This is a genomic window from uncultured Roseobacter sp. (assembly GCF_947492555.1).
Taxonomy (GTDB): Bacteria; Pseudomonadota; Alphaproteobacteria; order Rhodobacterales; family Rhodobacteraceae; genus Roseobacter.
This window is the reverse complement of sequence record NZ_CANLNE010000001.1, coordinates 698213-715290: the sequence shown is the minus strand read 5'-3', so window position 1 is coordinate 715290 and position 17078 is coordinate 698213. Positions and strand designations below refer to the sequence as shown.

Below are 17078 nucleotides of genomic sequence, written 5' to 3'. Positions count from 1 at the left end.
CTCCTCCTTACGTCCCGTCGGCAATGGCGCGGAACATTTCGATGTGACTGCGTTGCACCGCCTTGTCGCGAAACTGTGGGTCGACTGCGGTCAGTGCGATCACGATGCCTTGTCTTTCATTGATGTAGAGGTATTGGCCGTAAATGCCACGCCCCATGTATTCGCGGGGGCGCGCATCGCGGGGCATCCACCATTGGTATCCATACCCATATTGATCGGGGGCTGTCGGCGCTGACGCAGTTGTCGAGGCGATCACCCAGGCTTCCGGCACCACCTGCTGGTCGTGCCACTGCCCGTGCTGCAGGAACATCTGGCCAAAACGGGCATAGTCACGGGTTGTGCCATTGAAGCCGCCCAAGACGAAGGCCACGCCGGTGCCATCTGTCAGATAATAGGGTTCCTGTTCCACGCCCAGCGGTGCGATGATCTTCTCGCTCATCAGGTCAATGACCGTGCGCCCCGTAGCGCCGCGCAACACCATGCCCAGCACATGGGTGTCGATTGAGACATACTGCCATTGGGTGCCGGGCGCTGCAAAGGTCTCCGTCAGCCCGGCGGCAAAGGCATCCATCTGTGCACCCAGTGCCAGAACTCTGCCCATGCGGTTGATGTCCGAATTTTTATCGGTGTAGTCCTCGTCGAATGTCACACCGGTTGCCATGTTGAGGACATGGCGGATCGTGGTGCCATCATAAGCGCTCCCCGTCAGCGCGGGCGCATATCTAATGACTGGATCGTCAAGCGAGGCAATCACGCCTTCGGCCAGCAGGACGCCGGTCAGGGCAGAGAGATAGCTTTTTGCCATAGACCAGCTGATGCGCAGGTCCTCTGGCTTGGTGTCGAGATGATAGCTTTCGTGGACCAGCTTGCCATCCTTCAGAACGACTACTGATGTCACCCGCCGATCCCGAACGAATTGCTCAAAACCATCCGGCAGCCCGATGCTGGCTCCGGCGGGCAGCGGCACAATCGTACCTGTTCCCCGGCTGATCGGGCTGTGCAGGAATGCCTGATCCATGTGGCTGAAGTTCCGGGCGATCCGGTCCGGCAGGAATAGGCTGTTGACCGCCATCAGGCGCGAAATTTCGTCCCGCTTCCAGACGCCGACCACCAATGCGGCGAGCGCCAGGGCTAGGGTCAGCCGCAGCACCCATTTCAACAGTTTGCGCATGGCTCAGCCCGTACCCCGTGCCCCATTCCAGCGGATCCAGCGGCCATGAAAATCGGCGCGTCCCAGGGGCAGGGTGATATCGCCGGGCCAGAGCCGGAGCACCAGTGCGGCACCGATGCCGCCGGTTGTGTCCCCGTCGCTTTCCATCGAGAGCCAGGCCAGCGGGCGGGTCGGTGTCGCCGTCGCCCCGGCGGCCTCGATCATTTCCTGACCGCGGGCCTGAACGTCAGCGGGAAAATACTGCCAGGCAACCGTATGTTGGATCAGGTGCAGATGACCTTCGGGTGCCGATGCCAGACGGGTTGCCAGCCACTCTATCGCATCACCCCGGTGGATCGGCGCATCGGTCACTGCAGCAGCGGCGCGGGTGAGCGCCAGGCGCTCCGGTTGATCAGGCCAGAGGTAGGCCGTCAGGCGCAACAGATCCTGTGGATCACTTGGATCGAGCGGGTTGAGATCGACGCCCGCACGCTCCGCAATGACAGGGCGGATGCGCGGGGGCAGGGGGCCCTCCCAATCGGGCGTCAGTGTAAGAGCGGGGTCGGCGGGCGCTATGTCCATGCCAGCCAAAGACAGCGCATAGCGGTCCCACATCAGGTTCAATCCTGCACTGGCGCCGAGTTCCGAGACGGTAAAGGGCAGGTCGAACCGTTCCGCAGCCACGGCAGCGCCCGCGATCAGCGCAGCGGAGCGGCGCACTTCGTTCGTCTGAGGCGGGCTTTCGACCCAGCCGAGCATGAAGGCTTCATGCCGCTCGAACGCCTCCAGCACGCCGTCGCGCAATACATCATCATTCACCTGTGCCGGTGGATAGAGGGCGGCCAGCTCCGGCGCGCGCGCGGCGAGGACCAGCGCATGCAGCCCGCCCGCCGTGCGCAGGGGCAGCGAGGCGCCTGCGGGCCCAACATCCCCGTCGAACTGCGCAAAACGATGCGCCAGGGCGCTGTCTTTCGGCCAGTGCTCCGCCAGGATACGCAGCAGTTGCCCCATAAACGGCGACCCCATGCGCTCGCAACTGATGGCCTGATGCGCAAAGGCCTCAGCCAGCCTCACCTGAAGCGCTCCATCAGTTTTTGTAGCGGTGACAGTGCCTCTGGCTCAGGCTTCGGGGCCTCTGCTGGCTTGGGCGTTGCCGCCTCGGGCTTCTTTTGGCCCGTACTGGATCGCTGGGGCGACACGCGCAGCCCGACTGCATTCATGAATTTCGCCGCATCGCCGGTGACCAGATAGGGCGCACCGTCGCTCACACCGCGCAACACGTCATCCAGCCAACCCTCATCCGCCTTGGCGAAATCGCGCAGCACATACCCTGGCACAGCGTCCTTGTGCCCCGGATGACCAACACCCAGACGGACACGTGCGTAGTCCGGCCCGATATGCGCATGCACCGAGCGCAGGCCATTGTGCCCTGCGTGACCGCCGCCGACCTTATGCTTGATCTTGCCGGGGGCAAGGTCGATCTCGTCATGCAGCACAACCACATCCTCGGGCGCCAACTTGTAGAACCGCAGCGCGGATTGCACCGACTGGCCGGAGTTGTTCATGAAGGTTTCGGGTTTCAGCAGCACCGCCCGGTCGGCGCCAAAGCGACCCTCGCTGATCGCGCCCTGATGCTTGCCCTTCCACGCCGGAAACCCGTGATCAGCGGCGATCCGGTCCAGGGCCATGAACCCGATATTGTGGCGGTTTCTGCTGTACTTTGCACCTGGATTGCCCAGACCCACGATCAGCTTCATGGCAATGCTCCTTCATGTTGCGGTGCAGCATAGCAAAGCTGGCACCCAAACGAAATACGGGGCCGCAAAGGGCCCCGCATTCAACGTCCTCGAAAGGATATGTCTTATTCTTCAGTAGCTTCTGCTTCTGTCTCAGGTGCGTCTTCACCCTCGACTGCGTCATCCTCATCTTCGTCATCAGACGAGGCCAGACCCGCTGGTGCGGAAAGCTGGGCAATCACGAAATCACGGTCTATTGTCGGCTTTGCGCCCTCGGGCAGGGTCACCGAAGAGATTGTGACGTTGTCGCCAATCTCCATTTCGGAGACGTCGATGGTGATGTGATCGGGGATGTCACCCGCCGTCACGATCAGCTCGACTTCGGGCCGCACGAGTGTCAGAACGCCGCCCTTCTTCAAGCCGGGCGAGACGTCTTCGCCTTCCACTTCCACGGCAATGAAGAGGTTGATCTTTGTGGTGCGGCGCAGGCGCATGAAGTCGATATGCGTCGGCAGGTCCTTGACCACGTGGCGCTGCACGTCGCGGCAGATCACGCGCACGTCTTCGTGGCCTTCCACCTTCATGTTGAACAGGGTCGACTTGAACCGTCCTGCCCGCAGTTTCTTGATCAGCACGTTGAACGGAATGTTGATCGGCAGCGGGTCAACGTCGCCACCAAATACAATCCCAGGAACCATGCCATCGCGGCGTGCCTGACGAGCGGCGCCCTTGCCTGTCCCCGTCCGTTCCTGAGCTTCAAGATCCGGAATTGCTCCAGCCATCTTTAATCTCCAATATGTTAAGGGCGGGCCTCCTCCAAGGCTGTAGACCCGCGTGAAGCCGCGCGTATAGACTGGTTTGTGGCTCGTGAAAAGAGGTTTTTCGCAGATGCTCTCTTGCACGTGTTGCCGCCCCGTGTCACCGCTGGCGCATGCGTTTGGTGAGCGATCTCTGGCTGTCCCGAAAATCAGTTGCCGGCTTCGTCATCGTTGGTGCGGCCTGGTCCAGCTATTTCGCCCAGATGCCAGTCATCAAGGCGGCGATTGGGGCCTCTGACGGCGTCTATGGCGCGGTCATGCTGCTGGCCTCTCTGGGCGCGCTTGCTGCCATGTGGCTGGCCCCGCTGGCGCACCGGATTGCAGGCCGCTGGGCCTTGCCGCTGGGGGCGATGATCATGTCGGGCGGCATGTTGGGGGCGGGCATGTCCGCCGAGATCGTGGCCTTTGGGATTGCGATGACCTGTGCCTCGGTCGGGGCAGGGATTACGGATGTGCTGGCCAATGTGCGGGTTTCCGAGATTGAGGAGAGTAGCGGACGCCACCTGATGAACCTCAATCACGCGATGTTCTCTTTCACCTACGCGGGCTGCGCCCTGGCAACCGGCATCATGCGTGAACTGGGCTGGACGCCTGCACAGGTCTTCACCGTTCTGATCGGGCTGACGGCGCTTGCAGGCTGGGTCATGCTGGAAAGACGCGCTCCGCCCATCCCAACGGACGAAACCCCTGGTGATGCGCCGCTGCCCCATCTGCTGGTTTGGGGTGTCGGTGCCATCGTGCTAGTTGCCTTCCTGACGGAGGCCGCGTCTGAGGGATGGTCTGCACTGCATCTGGAACGCACGCTGGGCGGTGGACCGGCCGAAGGGGCGCTGGGGCCTGCGCTTTTGGGGCTGAGCATGGGGATCGGACGGCTTTCGGGGCACTTCCTGTCAGACCGGGTGCCGACCTTGCCCTTCATCACGGTGGCCTCAGTCGTCGCGGCGGCGGGGCTGATTCTGGTGGGCGCTGCACCGACATTGATGACGGCCTACATCGGCTTCGCCCTCACCGGCCTCGGCATTTCAGTGGTCGCTCCGCTGGCGCTTGCGCTGATCGGGCGGCTGGTTCCGCCCAAGGCACGCCTTGCCGCGATCAGCCGCGCCTCGGCGCTTGGGTACGCTGCATTTTTCGTGAGCCCGCCGCTGATGGGCTTCACCTCCGAAGCGCTTGGCCTGCGCGCCGGTTTCTGGGTGGTCGCCGCGCTGCTGTTGATCTGCATTGCCGCGCTGGTGCCGGTACTGGCCGCGCGCATCGCGGCCCGCACGCAGCAGGCCTACTGATCCAGCCAGCGCCCCTCGAAATCCTCGGGAATGAGCAGGTTGTGCCGGCCAAGACCCTCCACGCTGGTCTCGCCACAGAGCGCCATGGTCGTGTCCAGCTCCTTGTGGATCACCTCCAGTGCCCGCGTCACACCGGCCTGACCCATTGCGCCTAGGCCATGCACAAAGGCGCGCCCGACGTAGGTCCCCTTGGCTCCCAGCGCCAGCGCCTTGAGCACGTCCTGCCCGGACCGGATGCCGCTGTCCAGATGCACCTCGACCTTGTCTCCGACCGCGTCCATGATGGAGGGCAGAACGCGGATTGAGCTCAGCGCACCGTCCAGCTGCCGCCCGCCGTGGTTGGACACGATGATCGCATCCGCACCGACCTGCAGCGCCATCTTGGCGTCTTCCGCATCCAGAATGCCCTTGAGGATCAGCGGCCCGCCCCACATTTTCTTGATCTCTTTGACCTCGTCCCAGTTCAACTGCGGATCGAAGCTTTCGGCCGCCCAGACCGAAAGAGATGACAGATCACTGATACCGTCGATGTGGCCGACGATATTGCCGAACTGGTGCCGCCTGGTCTTGGCCATGCCCGCGATCCAGCGCCATTTGGTGGCCAGATTCAAGATATTCCCGACCGTTGGCCGGATCGGGACCGATAGCCCGTTCTTGATGTCCTTGTGACGCTGCCCGAGGATTTGCAGGTCGAGCGTGACCACAAGCGCCGAGCACTTCGCATCCTTGGCCCGTTGGATGATGTTCTTGATGAAGGTCTTGTCGCGCATGGCATAAAGCTGGAACCAGAAGGGTTTGCTGGTGTTTTCCGCCACGTCTTCGATCGAGCAGATCGACATGGTGGAGAGCGTGAAGGGCACGCCGAAGGCCTCGGCAGCCTTGGCCGCCAGGATCTCACCATCTGCATGTTGCATGCCGGTTGATCCGACCGGCGCCAGGGCCACCGGCATCGCCACATCCTCGCCGATCATCTGGCTGGCGGTCGAGCGGCCTGTCATGTCCACCGCCACGCGCTGGCGCAGCCTGATCTTTTCGAAGTCGGTGGTGTTCTCGCGAAAGGTCTGCTCCGTCCAGCTGCCCGATTCCGCATAGTCGTAGAACATTCGGGGCACACGACGTTGGTGAAGGTCCTTGAGATCCTGGATCGTGGTGATGGTTGGCATGGGCACTCTCATATTGGTCAGTTTTGATTACCAATTCGCCGTAGAAAGATCAATCGTCGAAAAATTACACAGATTGGCTTGATTGGTGCGATATCGTACTTTATATAGTTCAATATCGCACCAAATGGAGAGCACCATGAACCTGTCTCGCCGCAAAGCCTTGTCCCTAATCGGTGGGGGGACCGTATTGGCTGCATCCGCGTCTGCCGCCGGGTTTCTCGCCAGCCGAACCCCACACACCGCTCTCGCACCGTGGGACCTTGCCGGGAGCTATGATGATCCCCGCCTCAACGCGCTCAGCTTTGCATTGCTGGCGCCGAACCCTCACAATCTGCAGCCTTGGCAGGCGGAACTCGAAGGGCAGGACAGCCTGTCCATCTATCTGGACCCGGCCCGTCGCTTGCCGGAAACTGACCCCTATGACCGGCAGATTACCATCGGTTTGGGATGTTTTCTGGAACAGATGGTTTTGGCCGCCGGCGCTGCGGGACAGACAGTCCATTTATCCCTCTATCCCGACGGCGCCGATGGCCCGGTTGCGCGTGCAACGTTTTCCTCCGGCGGAGTGCCTGATCCGCTCAGCACGCAAATCCTCGCGCGCAGGTCCTGTAAGGAACCATTCGACGCGCGGCCAATTGATGGTGTGCAGGCGAATGAATTGGAGCTCTTCGCCGATATCTATACAGATGAGACGATGGTCAGCGTGCTGAAATCGCTCACCTGGGAGGCGTGGGAAACCGAGGCGCAGACACGCCGGACGATGATGGAATCCGTTGACCTGATGCGCTTTGGCAAGGCCGAGATCAATGCGAACCCGGATGGGATAGACCTCGGCGGCCCATTTTTGGAGAGCCTGATGTTGGTCGGCATGTTGAGCCGGGATGCACAGTCTGATCCGGAGAGCGCGAGCTTCAAGCAGGGTGTCGAGATCTACCGCGAAATGCTCGCGGCAACACCGGCTTACGCCGCGCTGACCAGCGATGGGAACACGCGCAGGGACCAGATTGAGGCCGGGCGGCGCTGGCTCCGACTGAACCTCAAATGCACGGCCCTTGGCCTCGCCCTGCATCCGGTGAGCCAGTGTCTGCAGGAATACCCCGAAATGTCACCGTACTTTGACAAGGCGCATGATCTTCTGGCAGCGCCGGGACAGACGGTTCAAATGCTGGGTCGATTGGGCTACGGTCCGCAAACGCCCCGCACGCCGCGCTGGCCTCTGGAGACAAAGCTGCTGAATGCCTGACGACGCCCGCGCCACCTATTTCGATGTTTTCAACGAGATCGGAATCATCGAACAGCTCAGCCGCACATTGCTTGAAGCGCGCTTGCCGGACGGTCTGATTGCTCCGCATTTCGCTGTTTTGAACCACTTGATCCGATTGGGCGACGGGCGCGCACCAATCGATATGGCGCGCGCTTTTCAGGTGCCCAAGACCTCAATGACCCATACGGTCAAGGGCCTGGAGGCGCAGGGGCTTGTCGATGTGCGCCCCAATCCTGAAGACGGTCGGTCGAAACTGGTCTGGATCACGCAGAAGGGCCGCGCCACCCGGGATCAGGCGATTGCAGATCTCACCCCAGATTTTGAGCGCCTTGCATCGGGGTTCGACACGCATCGTCTCGACGCGATCCTACCGGTACTGCGGGATCTTCGTATCTTTCTGGATGAGGACAGAAATCCGTCGGGCGGAGCCTAGGCGCTATGCGCCCCATCCGAGAGGGTTTTCACGAAGGCCAAAACGTCCGAAACGGTTTCACCTGCACCTATCTTGCCGACAATAGCCGAGCCCACGACAACGCCGTCCGCCACATCGGCAATTGCGCGCGACTTTTCCGGCGTGTTCACGCCAAACCCGACGATGACGGGCAGGCCACTGGCCGATTTGATCCGGGCCACTTCGGGGCCGACATCCCCGGCTTGCGCTTCGGCAGCGCCGGTGATCCCGGTGATGGAGACGTAATATACAAAGCCCGAAGTGTTCTGCAGCACCCGCGGCAGCCGTTTCGCATCCGTCGTAGGGGTCGCCAGACGGATGAAGTTGAGTCCGGCCGCCTGTGCGGGAAGACATAATTCGCTGTCTTCTTCCGGTGGCAGGTCCACAACGATCAATCCGTCGATACCCGCGTCGATAGACTCGGCGAGAAACCGGTCAACGCCCCGGCTGTAGATTGGATTGTAATAGCCCATCAGGACAATCGGCGTCGTCTGATCCTCTTCCCGAAAGGCACGGGCCAGATCCAGCGTGCGCTGCAATGTCATCCCGCCTTCCAAGGCGCGCTGCCCGGCCAGTTGGATTGTCGGGCCATCAGCCATCGGATCGGTGAAGGGCAACCCCAGCTCGATCACATCCACCCCCGCTGCGGGCAGGCCGCGCACCACCTCCAGCGACGTCTCGAAATCCGGGTCCCCCGCCATGACATAGGCAACAAAGGCCTTCTTTCCGGCTTTGGAAAGCTCTGCAAACTTGGCGTCAATTCGGGTCATCGGGCTGGCCTTTCGTGGTATCGCCCCGCAATGCCGAAAACCAAAGGGAAAATCAATGCATCAACAGCTACTCTGTGCCACTTGTCGGAAATGGCGCGGCCTATCAGGATTTCCCCCTTTAGATTTTCCAAAGACCGCCTACCTATCAGCCATGAATTACTTGCTCGCCATTCTGCTGCCGCCGCTCTCAATCCTGCTGACCGGGCGGGTGATCCTTGCCATTCTGGTGTTTCTCATCTGGATCCCGGCACTTATCTTTTCAGGTGGCTTGACTCATCCGATGTTCATTCTTCTGGCGTGGTTCTTGATCTTTCACGCCCGCGAAGATCAGCGCCACCGCTAGGTCTTGTCTTGGCCCGTCAGACCTCCTAGGACAAGCGCCACCACAACAAGGACGTCGATATGGGTTTCAAGATGGGTATCGTGGGGCTGCCGAACGTTGGCAAATCCACTCTTTTCAACGCGTTGACCCGCACCGCTGCAGCGCAGGCCGCGAATTTTCCATTCTGCACCATCGAACCAAATGTCGGGGATGTTGCGGTGCCGGATGCGCGTCTGGATCGTCTGGCCGGAATCGCGCAGTCAAAACAGATCATTCCTACCCGCATGACCTTTGTCGATATCGCCGGTCTGGTGAAGGGGGCCTCAAAGGGCGAGGGGCTGGGCAACCAGTTTCTGGCCAACATCCGCGAAGTGGATGCGATCGCGCATGTATTGCGCTGTTTCGAAGATGGGGATGTCACCCACGTCGAAGGCCGGGTCGATCCGGTTGCGGACGCAGAGACCATCGAAACCGAACTGATGCTGGCGGATATCGAAAGTATTGAAAAACGCTTGCAGAACATCGTGCGCAAGGTGCGGGGTGGCGACAAGGAGGCGGTTCAACAGGAACGGTTGATGCGTGCCGCGTTGGAAGCTCTGGAGCAGGGCAAGCCCGCACGCGTGGTTGAGGTCGACGCCGAAGATCTGCGCGCCTGGAAGCTGCTGCAGCTTCTGACGACCAAACCTGTGCTCTACGTGTGTAACGTAGGCGAGGCGGAGGCCGCGGAAGGCAATGCGCATGCCGCCAAAGTGGCCGAAATGGCGGCCGCCGAAGGCAATGCCCACGTCGTGATCTCTGCGCAGATCGAAGAAGAGATCAGCCAGCTTGAGCCCGAAGAAGCGACCATGTTTCTGGAGGAAATGGGCCTCGCGGAAGCGGGTCTGGATCGCTTGATCCAGGCGGGATATGCGCTGCTGCACCTCGAGACGTATTTTACCGTTGGCCCGAAGGAAGCCCGCGCCTGGACCATTCGGCATGGTACCAGTGCACCGAAGGCGGCCGGGGTCATTCACGGAGACTTCGAGAAGGGGTTCATCCGGGCAGAGACGATTAGCTACAATGACTTCGTATCGCTGGGCGGCGAACAGCCTGCCAAGGAAGCGGGTAAGATGCGCGCAGAGGGCAAATCATACCTGGTCAAAGACGGTGATGTCCTTCACTTCCTGTTCAATACGTAAAGGCCCCTTACCTCCCAGCCCCGTGTGCACGCCCGCCACGACGGGCCATGGCAATGAACCAGCCTCGTGCATTTTTCCTTGATGCGCGCCTCTGTTTGCGCAGTCGATGTTCAGGACATCCGCCGATAGTACTTCATATCCGGCTACTCCTTCAGGCTGATTTGGCCGGTTCCTCTTGCATCGGCGCAGTTGCCTGATCGTCGCGTTGGGCGTTTTTTTGATCCACGACAAACCCGGCGACAAGCTTTGCAAGCTTTCCGGCTTCACCGGTGAGGGCCTGGCTCGCCGCTGTCGTGGTCTCGAACATCGCGGCGTTCTGCTGGGTCGATCTGTCGAGTTGTTCCACGGCGGTGTTGATCTCGGTAATGCCGGTCGATTGCTCATTGGCGGAGTTGGCGATTTCGGACACATTTTGCGACACGTTGGTGATACCTTTGAGAATTGTCTCAAGCGCCTCGCTGGTTTGATCGATCAACGCGACGCCGCTTTCAACATGCCCTGCGGACTCCGAGATCAACCCATTGATTTGCAACGCTGCTTCCGAACACCGATGCGCGAGGATGCGCACTTCGGAGGCGACAACGGCAAAGCCGCGCCCGGCTTCACCCGCGCGGGCAGCCTCGACGCCCGCGTTCAGGGCCAGCAGATTCGTCTGAAAGGCAATGGAATCGATGACCTCGACGATTTTGGAGATTTTCGAAGAGGATGTCTCGATCTCGCTCATCGCGTTCACCGCGTCATGCATCACCTGCTGACTGGTTTCTGCGTCTTTTTTGACCGTCTCCACGGTATTGGTCGCGTCTGATGCGCCCTGTGCAGCCGAGGAAACGCTGCTTGTCAGTTCACTCAAGGCAGCGGCAGTTTCCTCCAGGGTCGCGGCTGCATTCTCCGTTCTGCGTGACAGATCAAGCGACGAAGAAGCGATCTCGGTACTGCTGGCGTCAATCATACCTGAGCTGTCACCGATTCTGCGGATGAGGTCCGCCAGGTTTGCCACCGCATCATTGAAATCCTGACGCAAGGCCTCGTATGCGCCAGGAAACTCGGTGTCGATCGTGCGGCTGAGGTCTCCCGCGGAGAGACGCTGCAAGCTGCGGGCAAGCTCTGAAACCACGGCCTCTTGCTCATCTGCATGCGCCTTGCGCTCCGCCTCGGCTGCGGCGCGAGCTTCTTCATTTCGCGCTTGTTCAGCGGCCTCTCGCTCCCGTTCTTCGCGCTCCCGTTTGGCTTCTGCGTCGCGGTCCCGCTGTTCTGCCTCCTGCTTGGCTTTCTCGGCTGCACGCTCGGCCTCCAGCATTTCTTTTTGCCGGCGCTGGTCTTCCTCCTGCAGGCGAATGCGTTCAAGCGCGCCATCCCGGAAGACCTCGAGTGCATGTGCGAGGCGTCCAATCTCGCCCTTCTTACTGCCCAATCCTTCGATCTCCGACAGATCTCCCGAGGCCAGGCGCTCTGTCACAGACGTCACCTTGTTCAAAGGTTGCGTGACCATCTTCCAGATCAGCACAGGGGCCAGCAGCACCAATGCCAGGCTTGCCCAGGCAATTTGCTGCATCCGTCCGCGTGCCTGAGCAACCTCGAGGTTCAGCGCCTCCGACGTGGCGTCAATCTTGTCCTGGGCTGCGCCCGCAAAGGCACTGATTTCTGAACCAATTTCTTGAACGGCACGGGCGGCGCTCTGTGCAGAAACCACGGCCTTTTGCTGCGCATCAAAGGCGGCTGACCTTGTCGCGCCAATTCCCGTCTCCGCATCAGCAATTGCGAGAATGGCCTCAAGGTTTTGCGTGATCTCCTGAGAAGCGTTTTCCATCGCGTCTCGCAGTTTCGCAGCATTCACATTCAGCGCGTCCTGAAGACGTGCGAGTTCCTGTGGATCGCGCGCCAGGGCTGTTTGCATGGCGGCGGCAAAGAAGGACTTTGTTGCCGCGTCAAGCGCGGCCTGCCGCCGGATGCGCGTCACCTGGTCATCCATCAGACTACGAATGGAGTCGTCGTTGGTGGTCTTTGCGTCATCGCCATTGATCACAAGCTCAAAGTAGATGTCGTCCAGTGCGGTCGCCAGCGCCGCATCAATCTCCTGGCGCAACGACAGTATTTCTTCAGGTTGGAGTGATGTACGACCAGAGGAGAAAATGGTCTGGAAATCGGCTTCGGCCTTTTGCACGAGCGTATAGAGCTCCGACGACCCACCGGCTTCCTCGATCACCGGCAGCAACGTTTTCAATTGATCCTGAGCCGCGTCAGACAGGTCTGCCAGGATGGAAATCAGCGCGGGATCGCGCGTGTTCAGGGAGCTCAGCGCAATGCCCGAGAGCAGGTTGATTTCCGCGCGCACCTGCAACGTTGCCTGATAGACGGCGAAGTCTTTTTCGATCAATTGCGTCAGGGTTTCGTCGATGTTGACAATCGTGTCGTCTGCCCCGATGACCAGGTCGAAGTAGGCATCATCAGAGGCTTGATCGAGCAATGCGCTTGCGGTGGTTGAGAGTATCAGCGCGTTTTCAACATCTGCCGCAAGACTGTCGGCGCGGGCAAATGCTTCCGACCGGGCGTTGCTGAGCGCTGTCAGGGCGCTTTCCACCTGCGTTATGTCATCGGTAAGAACGCTGGCCTGCTCGGGGTCGAGGTTTTGGACGGCATCGCTGATGTCTGCGATCACCAGTTGCGTGCGACCTGACAGGTTGCTCAACTCCTCTTCGTTGCGGGCGATCAGGATGTTGGAGAGGACATCGCGCACCCGATCAGCGGCGGCCACAACCTGTGCGCTGTTGCGCAGGACGGGCAGGCGTTCATCCGATAGCACTGCCATGTTCGTTGCAATCGACTGAAACACCATCCAGCCGATGATAATGGCCGCGGCGGTCATCGCGGCCAGCGCGCCAAAAATCAGCGCAAGGCGCATCAGGACGGATCCAAAGAGGTTAGAAACGATGGAACCCATAGTGGTGCCCTTCCCATTCAGTCGATGCGGGCGGTGCCGCAGTGTATTCATCGCTGGAAGGGACCCGGATAATCACCCGGGCCCCGATCCTGTATCAGCTGCCCGGATGCATGGCCTCAAAAGTGCCATCAGACAGAATACGTGTCAGGAAGACATCTTCGGACCCCTGATTATCGCCCGGGCCGAACGTCAGCGTCATGCCACCCAGATCGATGGTGCCGAGCGTGTTCATCGCCGTCATAAAGCTGTCGCGCGTCAGATCGGCCCCGGCCTTGCGGAGACCTTCGACAACCAACCGGCCTGCGACATAGCCTTCCAGCGACACGAAACCGGGCTCGGCGCTTGCGTCAAGCGCGCTGAGGGCGGCCTGATACTCTGCCACGATGGCCAGATTGGTGTCCCAGGGCTGCGGTACAACCTGGCTGACGATCACGCCGTCACCATCGGGGCCCAGCTCAGCGGCCAGTGCTTTTGATCCGACAAAGGAGATGGTGACGAATGTCGGGTCCATTTTCATCTTGCGCGACAGTTTGATGAATTCGGCCAGCGGCTTGTAGGCACCAACCATAACGATCGCCTGAGGCTTTGCCTTACGGATATCCAGCAGCGCGGATTTTACCGCGACCGTGTTGCGGGTGTAGCTGCCTTGCGCCACCAGCGACATGCCGCGCGCGTCCAGCGCTTTCTCAACGCCTGCCAGACCGACGCGACCGAAACCGTCATCCTGGAACAGGATCGCGATGTCGGTCAGACCCAGGTCATCCACCAGATAATCCACCCACGCCTGCGTTTCCGCATCATAGGTCGCGCGGACGTTGACGACGTTCTGAAGCGCGGAGTCGCGCAAGAAACCGGCGCCGGTGAAGGGCGCGATCATCGGCATGTTCGCTTCGGTGGCAATGGGTTGCGTGGCCTTGGTTGTGGGGGTGCCCACCGGGCCGACCAGCGCGAGATAGTCACCGCTGTCGATGACCGAGCGGGTCTGCGTGACGGAGCGGTCGGGCTCATACCCGTCGTCCATGCTGGTCAGGCTGATGCTGCGCCCGTTGATCCCGCCTGCGCGGTTAGCTTCTTCGAAGGCCGCCAGCAGACCCTGGCGCATGCCGGTCCCGAGGGCGGCAGCCGGACCTTCGAGGGCGGCGACTTGGGCAAATTGAATACTGTCGTCGGTGACGCCTTGCTCAGCGGCAAGCGGCCCGGCGGCCAGTGCCATCGCGGCAAAGGCGGCGGCGCGCGAAAAGTGAAACATGATAATATCCCGAAAGCTGTTGTCAGTCCGCGACAATAAGGCGCGCAGAACTCAACAAACATTTAATGCGTCATGGGAATGGTAAGGATTGCAGCGCCGCGCCAAGGCCGATTTATGCTGAAGGTCACGCGGGCGACATAGGCGTCCGTTGAGAAAACCGTTTAAGATCAGGGCTCCCGCGACCTTTGGATCGGTTCAAACCAAGAGATTGGTCTGTGCTGATTGCGCCATGATCGAGGTTGTTAGAAATTGAATGATTTGCCGACTATGCTAAGGCTGATGCCGCCGGGACCCTGCACAAGAGGGGTCAGCGACTCAATCGTCACCCTTCATCAGCCGGTCTGCCTTCTTGCGCACCAGCACCGATCTCAGATCATGCATCGCCAGCAGCAAATCGTCGGTCACGGCATCCAGCTGATCGGCTGTTGCGCGCGATTGCGCCCATTGCGTGGTCAGGTTCATGTGGTCCACCGCGCGGTGGATATCGTCGATGTCTCGCCTGGCAAGAAGGGCGGTGCGCTCGGCCATCCAGTCCTGAATGACTGTCAGATCGGCATCTGAAAGGGTTCGGTCGCCTTGCGGCTTGATATCGCCGTTGCGGATGTTCACAACCGCAATCTGATCCATCTCGATGCGCCGCTGCCGGTTTTCGGTGTCTACACGAAACACCGCGGCCCCGTTTTCCCGGACGCGAAAATAGTATTCCGGCAGCTCTCCCGACATACCTCGTCCTTCTTCAAGTCAATCCAGCGCAGAAGGTCTGGATGCGGGTGCAGGCCTCTTTCAGGGCGGCATCGGAGGTAGCGTAGCTGACACGGAAGTTCGGTGAAAGCCCGAAAGCCGCACCGAAGACGACCGCCACGCCGGTCTCTTCCAGCAGCGCCGTGGCAAAGGTCTCGTCGTCGGTGATCTCCGTGCCGCCCGCCGAGGTCTTGCCGATGCAGCCCGCGATCGACGGATAGACATAAAACGCCCCGTCCGGCACCGGGCAGCGGATGCCCTCCGCCGCGTTCAGCATCTCGACGACCAGATCCCGCCTGCGCGCAAACATCTCGTTGTTGGGCGCGATGAAGTCCTGCGTGCCGGTCAGCGCCTCGACTGCCGCCCACTGGCTGATCGAGCAGGGATTGGACGTGGACTGCGACTGCACCTTGCGCATCGCCTTGATCAGTTCTTCGGGTCCCGCCGCGTAGCCGATGCGCCAGCCGGTCATCGCGTAGGCTTTGGAAACGCCATTGACCGTCAGCGTACGGTCATAGAGCCCCGGCTCCACCTGCGCGGGTGTGCAGAATGTGAAATCATCGTAGACGAGGTGCTCGTACATATCGTCGGTCATCACCCAGACATGGGGGTGCCGCATCAGCACATCGGTCAGTTCTTTCAGCTCGTCCCAGGTATAGCCCGCACCAGTTGGATTCGATGGCGAGTTGAAGATCAGCCACTTGGTCTTGTCCGTGATCGCCGCTTCTAGCTGGTCTGCTGTCAGTTTGAATCCGGTCTGTAGCGACGCCTCTGCGATCACGGGCGTGCCGCCTGCCAGCAGCACCATGTCCGGATAGCTCACCCAATAGGGCGCCGGAATGACCACCTCGTCCCCCTCGTTCAGCGTCGCCATCAGCGCGTTGTAAAGGATTTGTTTACCACCTGTGCCCACACTGACCTGCGATGGCTCATAGCTCAGATCGTTGTCACGGTGCAGTTTATCGCAGATTGCGCGCTTCAGCTCTGGAATTCCGTCCACGGCGGTGTATTTTGTCTTTCCACCGGCGATGGCGGCCACGGCGGCGTCCTTGATGTTCTGAGGTGTGTCGAAATCCGGTTCACCTGCGCCAAGGCCAATGACGTCACGCCCCGCGGCCTTCAACTCAGCCGCTTTCGTGGTGACGGCAATGGTGGGAGACGGTTTGACGCGGGCAAGGGTCGTAGACAGGAATTCCATTCTGGCCTCAGTTTGATAAGACATTGGCCAACTCATAGGGGGCAGCTTGCCGCCGTTCAAGCGCGATCATCGCAAAGGAGATCAAAGCATGCACGATACTCAAGACTGGTACGGTCCCGAGACAGCGACATTTGGCGACCGCGTGGCTGCGGCCCGTGACATGGCCGATATGACGCAGGCTCAGCTGGCCCGCCGCCTTGGGGTGCGCGTCTCCACGCTCCGGGCTTGGGAAAACGATCTCAGCGAGCCTCGCGCCAATCGCCTGTCGATGATGGCGGGGCTCTTGAACGTGTCGATGATGTGGCTGATCAACGGACAGGGCGAAGGCCTTGATGCACCGATGGAAGAGGCCAGCCTGCCAGCCTCCGCGCATGAAATCCTCAATGAACTGCGCGACTTACGCACGGACATGATTGCGCGTGTTGAGCAGATGGGCCGACTGGAGAAGAAATTGCGCGCGGCGCTGAAGGAAGATCTGCATGAAAGAGCCGCGTGAGACGCGTATCAAACGTCTGAAAATGCGGTCGATGCGGCGCGGGATCAAGGAAATGGATGTGATCCTGCAACCCTTTGCCGAGGCCAACCTCGAGGCCATGGATGAAGCCGGGCTGTCTCTTTACGACGATATGCTCAGCGAGAATGACCACGATCTTTATCAATGGGTTAGCAGGCAGACACAGGCGCCAGACCGCTATGCCGCGCTCATAGATCAGATCGTTGACCAGCTGCCGCGCACTCCTGCCTGACTCGGCACCGTACGACCCATTTTCGCGTTTTTAACGAATTATTGGCGTTTCTCGCGCAAATTCCGACCAAATTA

At 60.5% G+C, this 17078-nt stretch carries 17 protein-coding genes; 7 read left to right on the top strand and 10 right to left on the bottom strand.

Features of this window, described 5'->3' with window-relative positions; translation table 11 throughout:
• Positions 1-7: 7 nt before the first annotated feature.
• From Q1A07_RS03380 to Q1A07_RS03365, 4 genes are all read right to left on the bottom strand, one after another.
• Complete coding sequence (locus Q1A07_RS03380) at positions 8-1171, bottom strand: serine hydrolase (RefSeq protein WP_299777824.1); 1164 nt, start codon at positions 1169-1171, stop codon at positions 8-10.
• Between the two features lie 3 nt (positions 1172-1174).
• On the bottom strand, positions 1175-2224 hold the full coding sequence (locus tag Q1A07_RS03375) for a DUF2332 family protein (RefSeq protein WP_299777822.1): 1050 nt from the start codon (positions 2222-2224) through the stop codon (positions 1175-1177).
• Complete coding sequence (gene pth / locus Q1A07_RS03370; RefSeq protein ID WP_299777820.1) at positions 2221-2907, bottom strand: aminoacyl-tRNA hydrolase; 687 nt, start codon at positions 2905-2907, stop codon at positions 2221-2223. Before pth ends, Q1A07_RS03375 begins: the two co-directional genes overlap by 4 nt.
• Before the next feature lie 104 nt (positions 2908-3011).
• The gene (locus tag Q1A07_RS03365) at positions 3012-3668 is read right to left on the bottom strand and encodes a 50S ribosomal protein L25/general stress protein Ctc (protein ID WP_299777818.1); all 657 of its coding nucleotides are present in this window, start codon (positions 3666-3668) and stop codon (positions 3012-3014) included.
• A gap of 149 nt (positions 3669-3817) precedes the next feature.
• Here Q1A07_RS03365 and Q1A07_RS03360 point away from each other — a divergent pair, with 149 nt between their 5' ends.
• Entirely contained in the window at positions 3818-4984 is a 1167-nt protein-coding gene (locus tag Q1A07_RS03360; RefSeq protein ID WP_299777816.1) for an MFS transporter, read from the top strand.
• Here Q1A07_RS03360 and Q1A07_RS03355 read toward each other — a convergent pair.
• The gene (locus Q1A07_RS03355; protein WP_299777814.1) at positions 4978-6147 is read right to left on the bottom strand and encodes an alpha-hydroxy acid oxidase; all 1170 of its coding nucleotides are present in this window, start codon (positions 6145-6147) and stop codon (positions 4978-4980) included. The genes Q1A07_RS03360 and Q1A07_RS03355 overlap by 7 nt on opposite strands.
• 136 nt (positions 6148-6283) lie before the next feature.
• On the opposite strand from Q1A07_RS03355, the gene Q1A07_RS03350 reads away from it, so the two are divergent.
• Positions 6284-7390 carry a twin-arginine translocation pathway signal protein gene (locus Q1A07_RS03350; protein WP_299777812.1) on the top strand — a complete coding sequence of 369 codons (1107 nt, stop codon included), beginning with the start codon at positions 6284-6286 and terminating at the stop codon, positions 7388-7390.
• Entirely contained in the window at positions 7383-7844 is a 462-nt protein-coding gene (locus Q1A07_RS03345) for a MarR family transcriptional regulator (RefSeq protein WP_299777810.1), read from the top strand. The genes Q1A07_RS03350 and Q1A07_RS03345 overlap by 8 nt, the downstream gene beginning before the upstream one ends.
• On the opposite strand, the gene trpA is transcribed toward Q1A07_RS03345, so the two are convergent.
• Complete coding sequence (trpA, locus tag Q1A07_RS03340; protein WP_299777808.1) at positions 7841-8632, bottom strand: tryptophan synthase subunit alpha; 792 nt, start codon at positions 8630-8632, stop codon at positions 7841-7843. The two genes, Q1A07_RS03345 and trpA, sit on opposite strands and share 4 nt — an antisense overlap.
• Before the next feature lie 151 nt (positions 8633-8783).
• Here trpA and Q1A07_RS03335 point away from each other — a divergent pair, with 151 nt between their 5' ends.
• Together Q1A07_RS03335 and ychF are read left to right on the top strand one after the other, a co-directional pair.
• The gene (locus Q1A07_RS03335) at positions 8784-8975 is read left to right on the top strand and encodes a hypothetical protein (RefSeq protein ID WP_299777806.1); all 192 of its coding nucleotides are present in this window, start codon (positions 8784-8786) and stop codon (positions 8973-8975) included.
• A gap of 59 nt (positions 8976-9034) precedes the next feature.
• Positions 9035-10132: a redox-regulated ATPase YchF gene (gene ychF / locus Q1A07_RS03330; RefSeq protein WP_299777804.1), complete on the top strand. Its 1098-nt coding sequence runs from the start codon at positions 9035-9037 to the stop codon at positions 10130-10132.
• A 151-nt stretch (positions 10133-10283) separates the two neighbouring features.
• On the opposite strand, the gene Q1A07_RS03325 is transcribed toward ychF, so the two are convergent.
• The 4 genes from Q1A07_RS03325 to Q1A07_RS03310 all read right to left on the bottom strand — a co-directional run bounded on the left by Q1A07_RS03325 (position 10284) and on the right by Q1A07_RS03310 (position 16258).
• Positions 10284-13070, bottom strand: coding sequence for a HAMP domain-containing methyl-accepting chemotaxis protein (locus Q1A07_RS03325; RefSeq protein ID WP_299777802.1), 2787 nt, complete (start codon positions 13068-13070; stop codon positions 10284-10286).
• 94 nt (positions 13071-13164) lie between these two features.
• Positions 13165-14319 (bottom strand): ABC transporter substrate-binding protein, encoded by a 1155-nt coding sequence (locus Q1A07_RS03320; RefSeq protein WP_299777801.1) that lies wholly within the window; start codon positions 14317-14319, stop codon positions 13165-13167.
• Between the two features lie 315 nt (positions 14320-14634).
• Positions 14635-15042 (bottom strand): hypothetical protein, encoded by a 408-nt coding sequence (locus Q1A07_RS03315; RefSeq protein ID WP_299777799.1) that lies wholly within the window; start codon positions 15040-15042, stop codon positions 14635-14637.
• Positions 15043-15055: 13 nt separating this feature from the next.
• Positions 15056-16258, bottom strand: coding sequence for a pyridoxal phosphate-dependent aminotransferase (locus Q1A07_RS03310; protein WP_299779135.1), 1203 nt, complete (start codon positions 16256-16258; stop codon positions 15056-15058).
• An 88-nt stretch (positions 16259-16346) separates the two neighbouring features.
• Between Q1A07_RS03310 and Q1A07_RS03305 the strand changes: the two genes are divergently transcribed.
• Both Q1A07_RS03305 and Q1A07_RS03300 read left to right on the top strand, forming a co-directional pair.
• Positions 16347-16754 carry a helix-turn-helix domain-containing protein gene (locus Q1A07_RS03305; RefSeq protein ID WP_299777797.1) on the top strand — a complete coding sequence of 136 codons (408 nt, stop codon included), beginning with the start codon at positions 16347-16349 and terminating at the stop codon, positions 16752-16754.
• Complete coding sequence (locus tag Q1A07_RS03300) at positions 16738-17004, top strand: succinate dehydrogenase assembly factor 2 (protein ID WP_299777795.1); 267 nt, start codon at positions 16738-16740, stop codon at positions 17002-17004. The genes Q1A07_RS03305 and Q1A07_RS03300 overlap by 17 nt, the downstream gene beginning before the upstream one ends.
• The last annotated feature ends 74 nt before the right edge of the window (positions 17005-17078 follow it).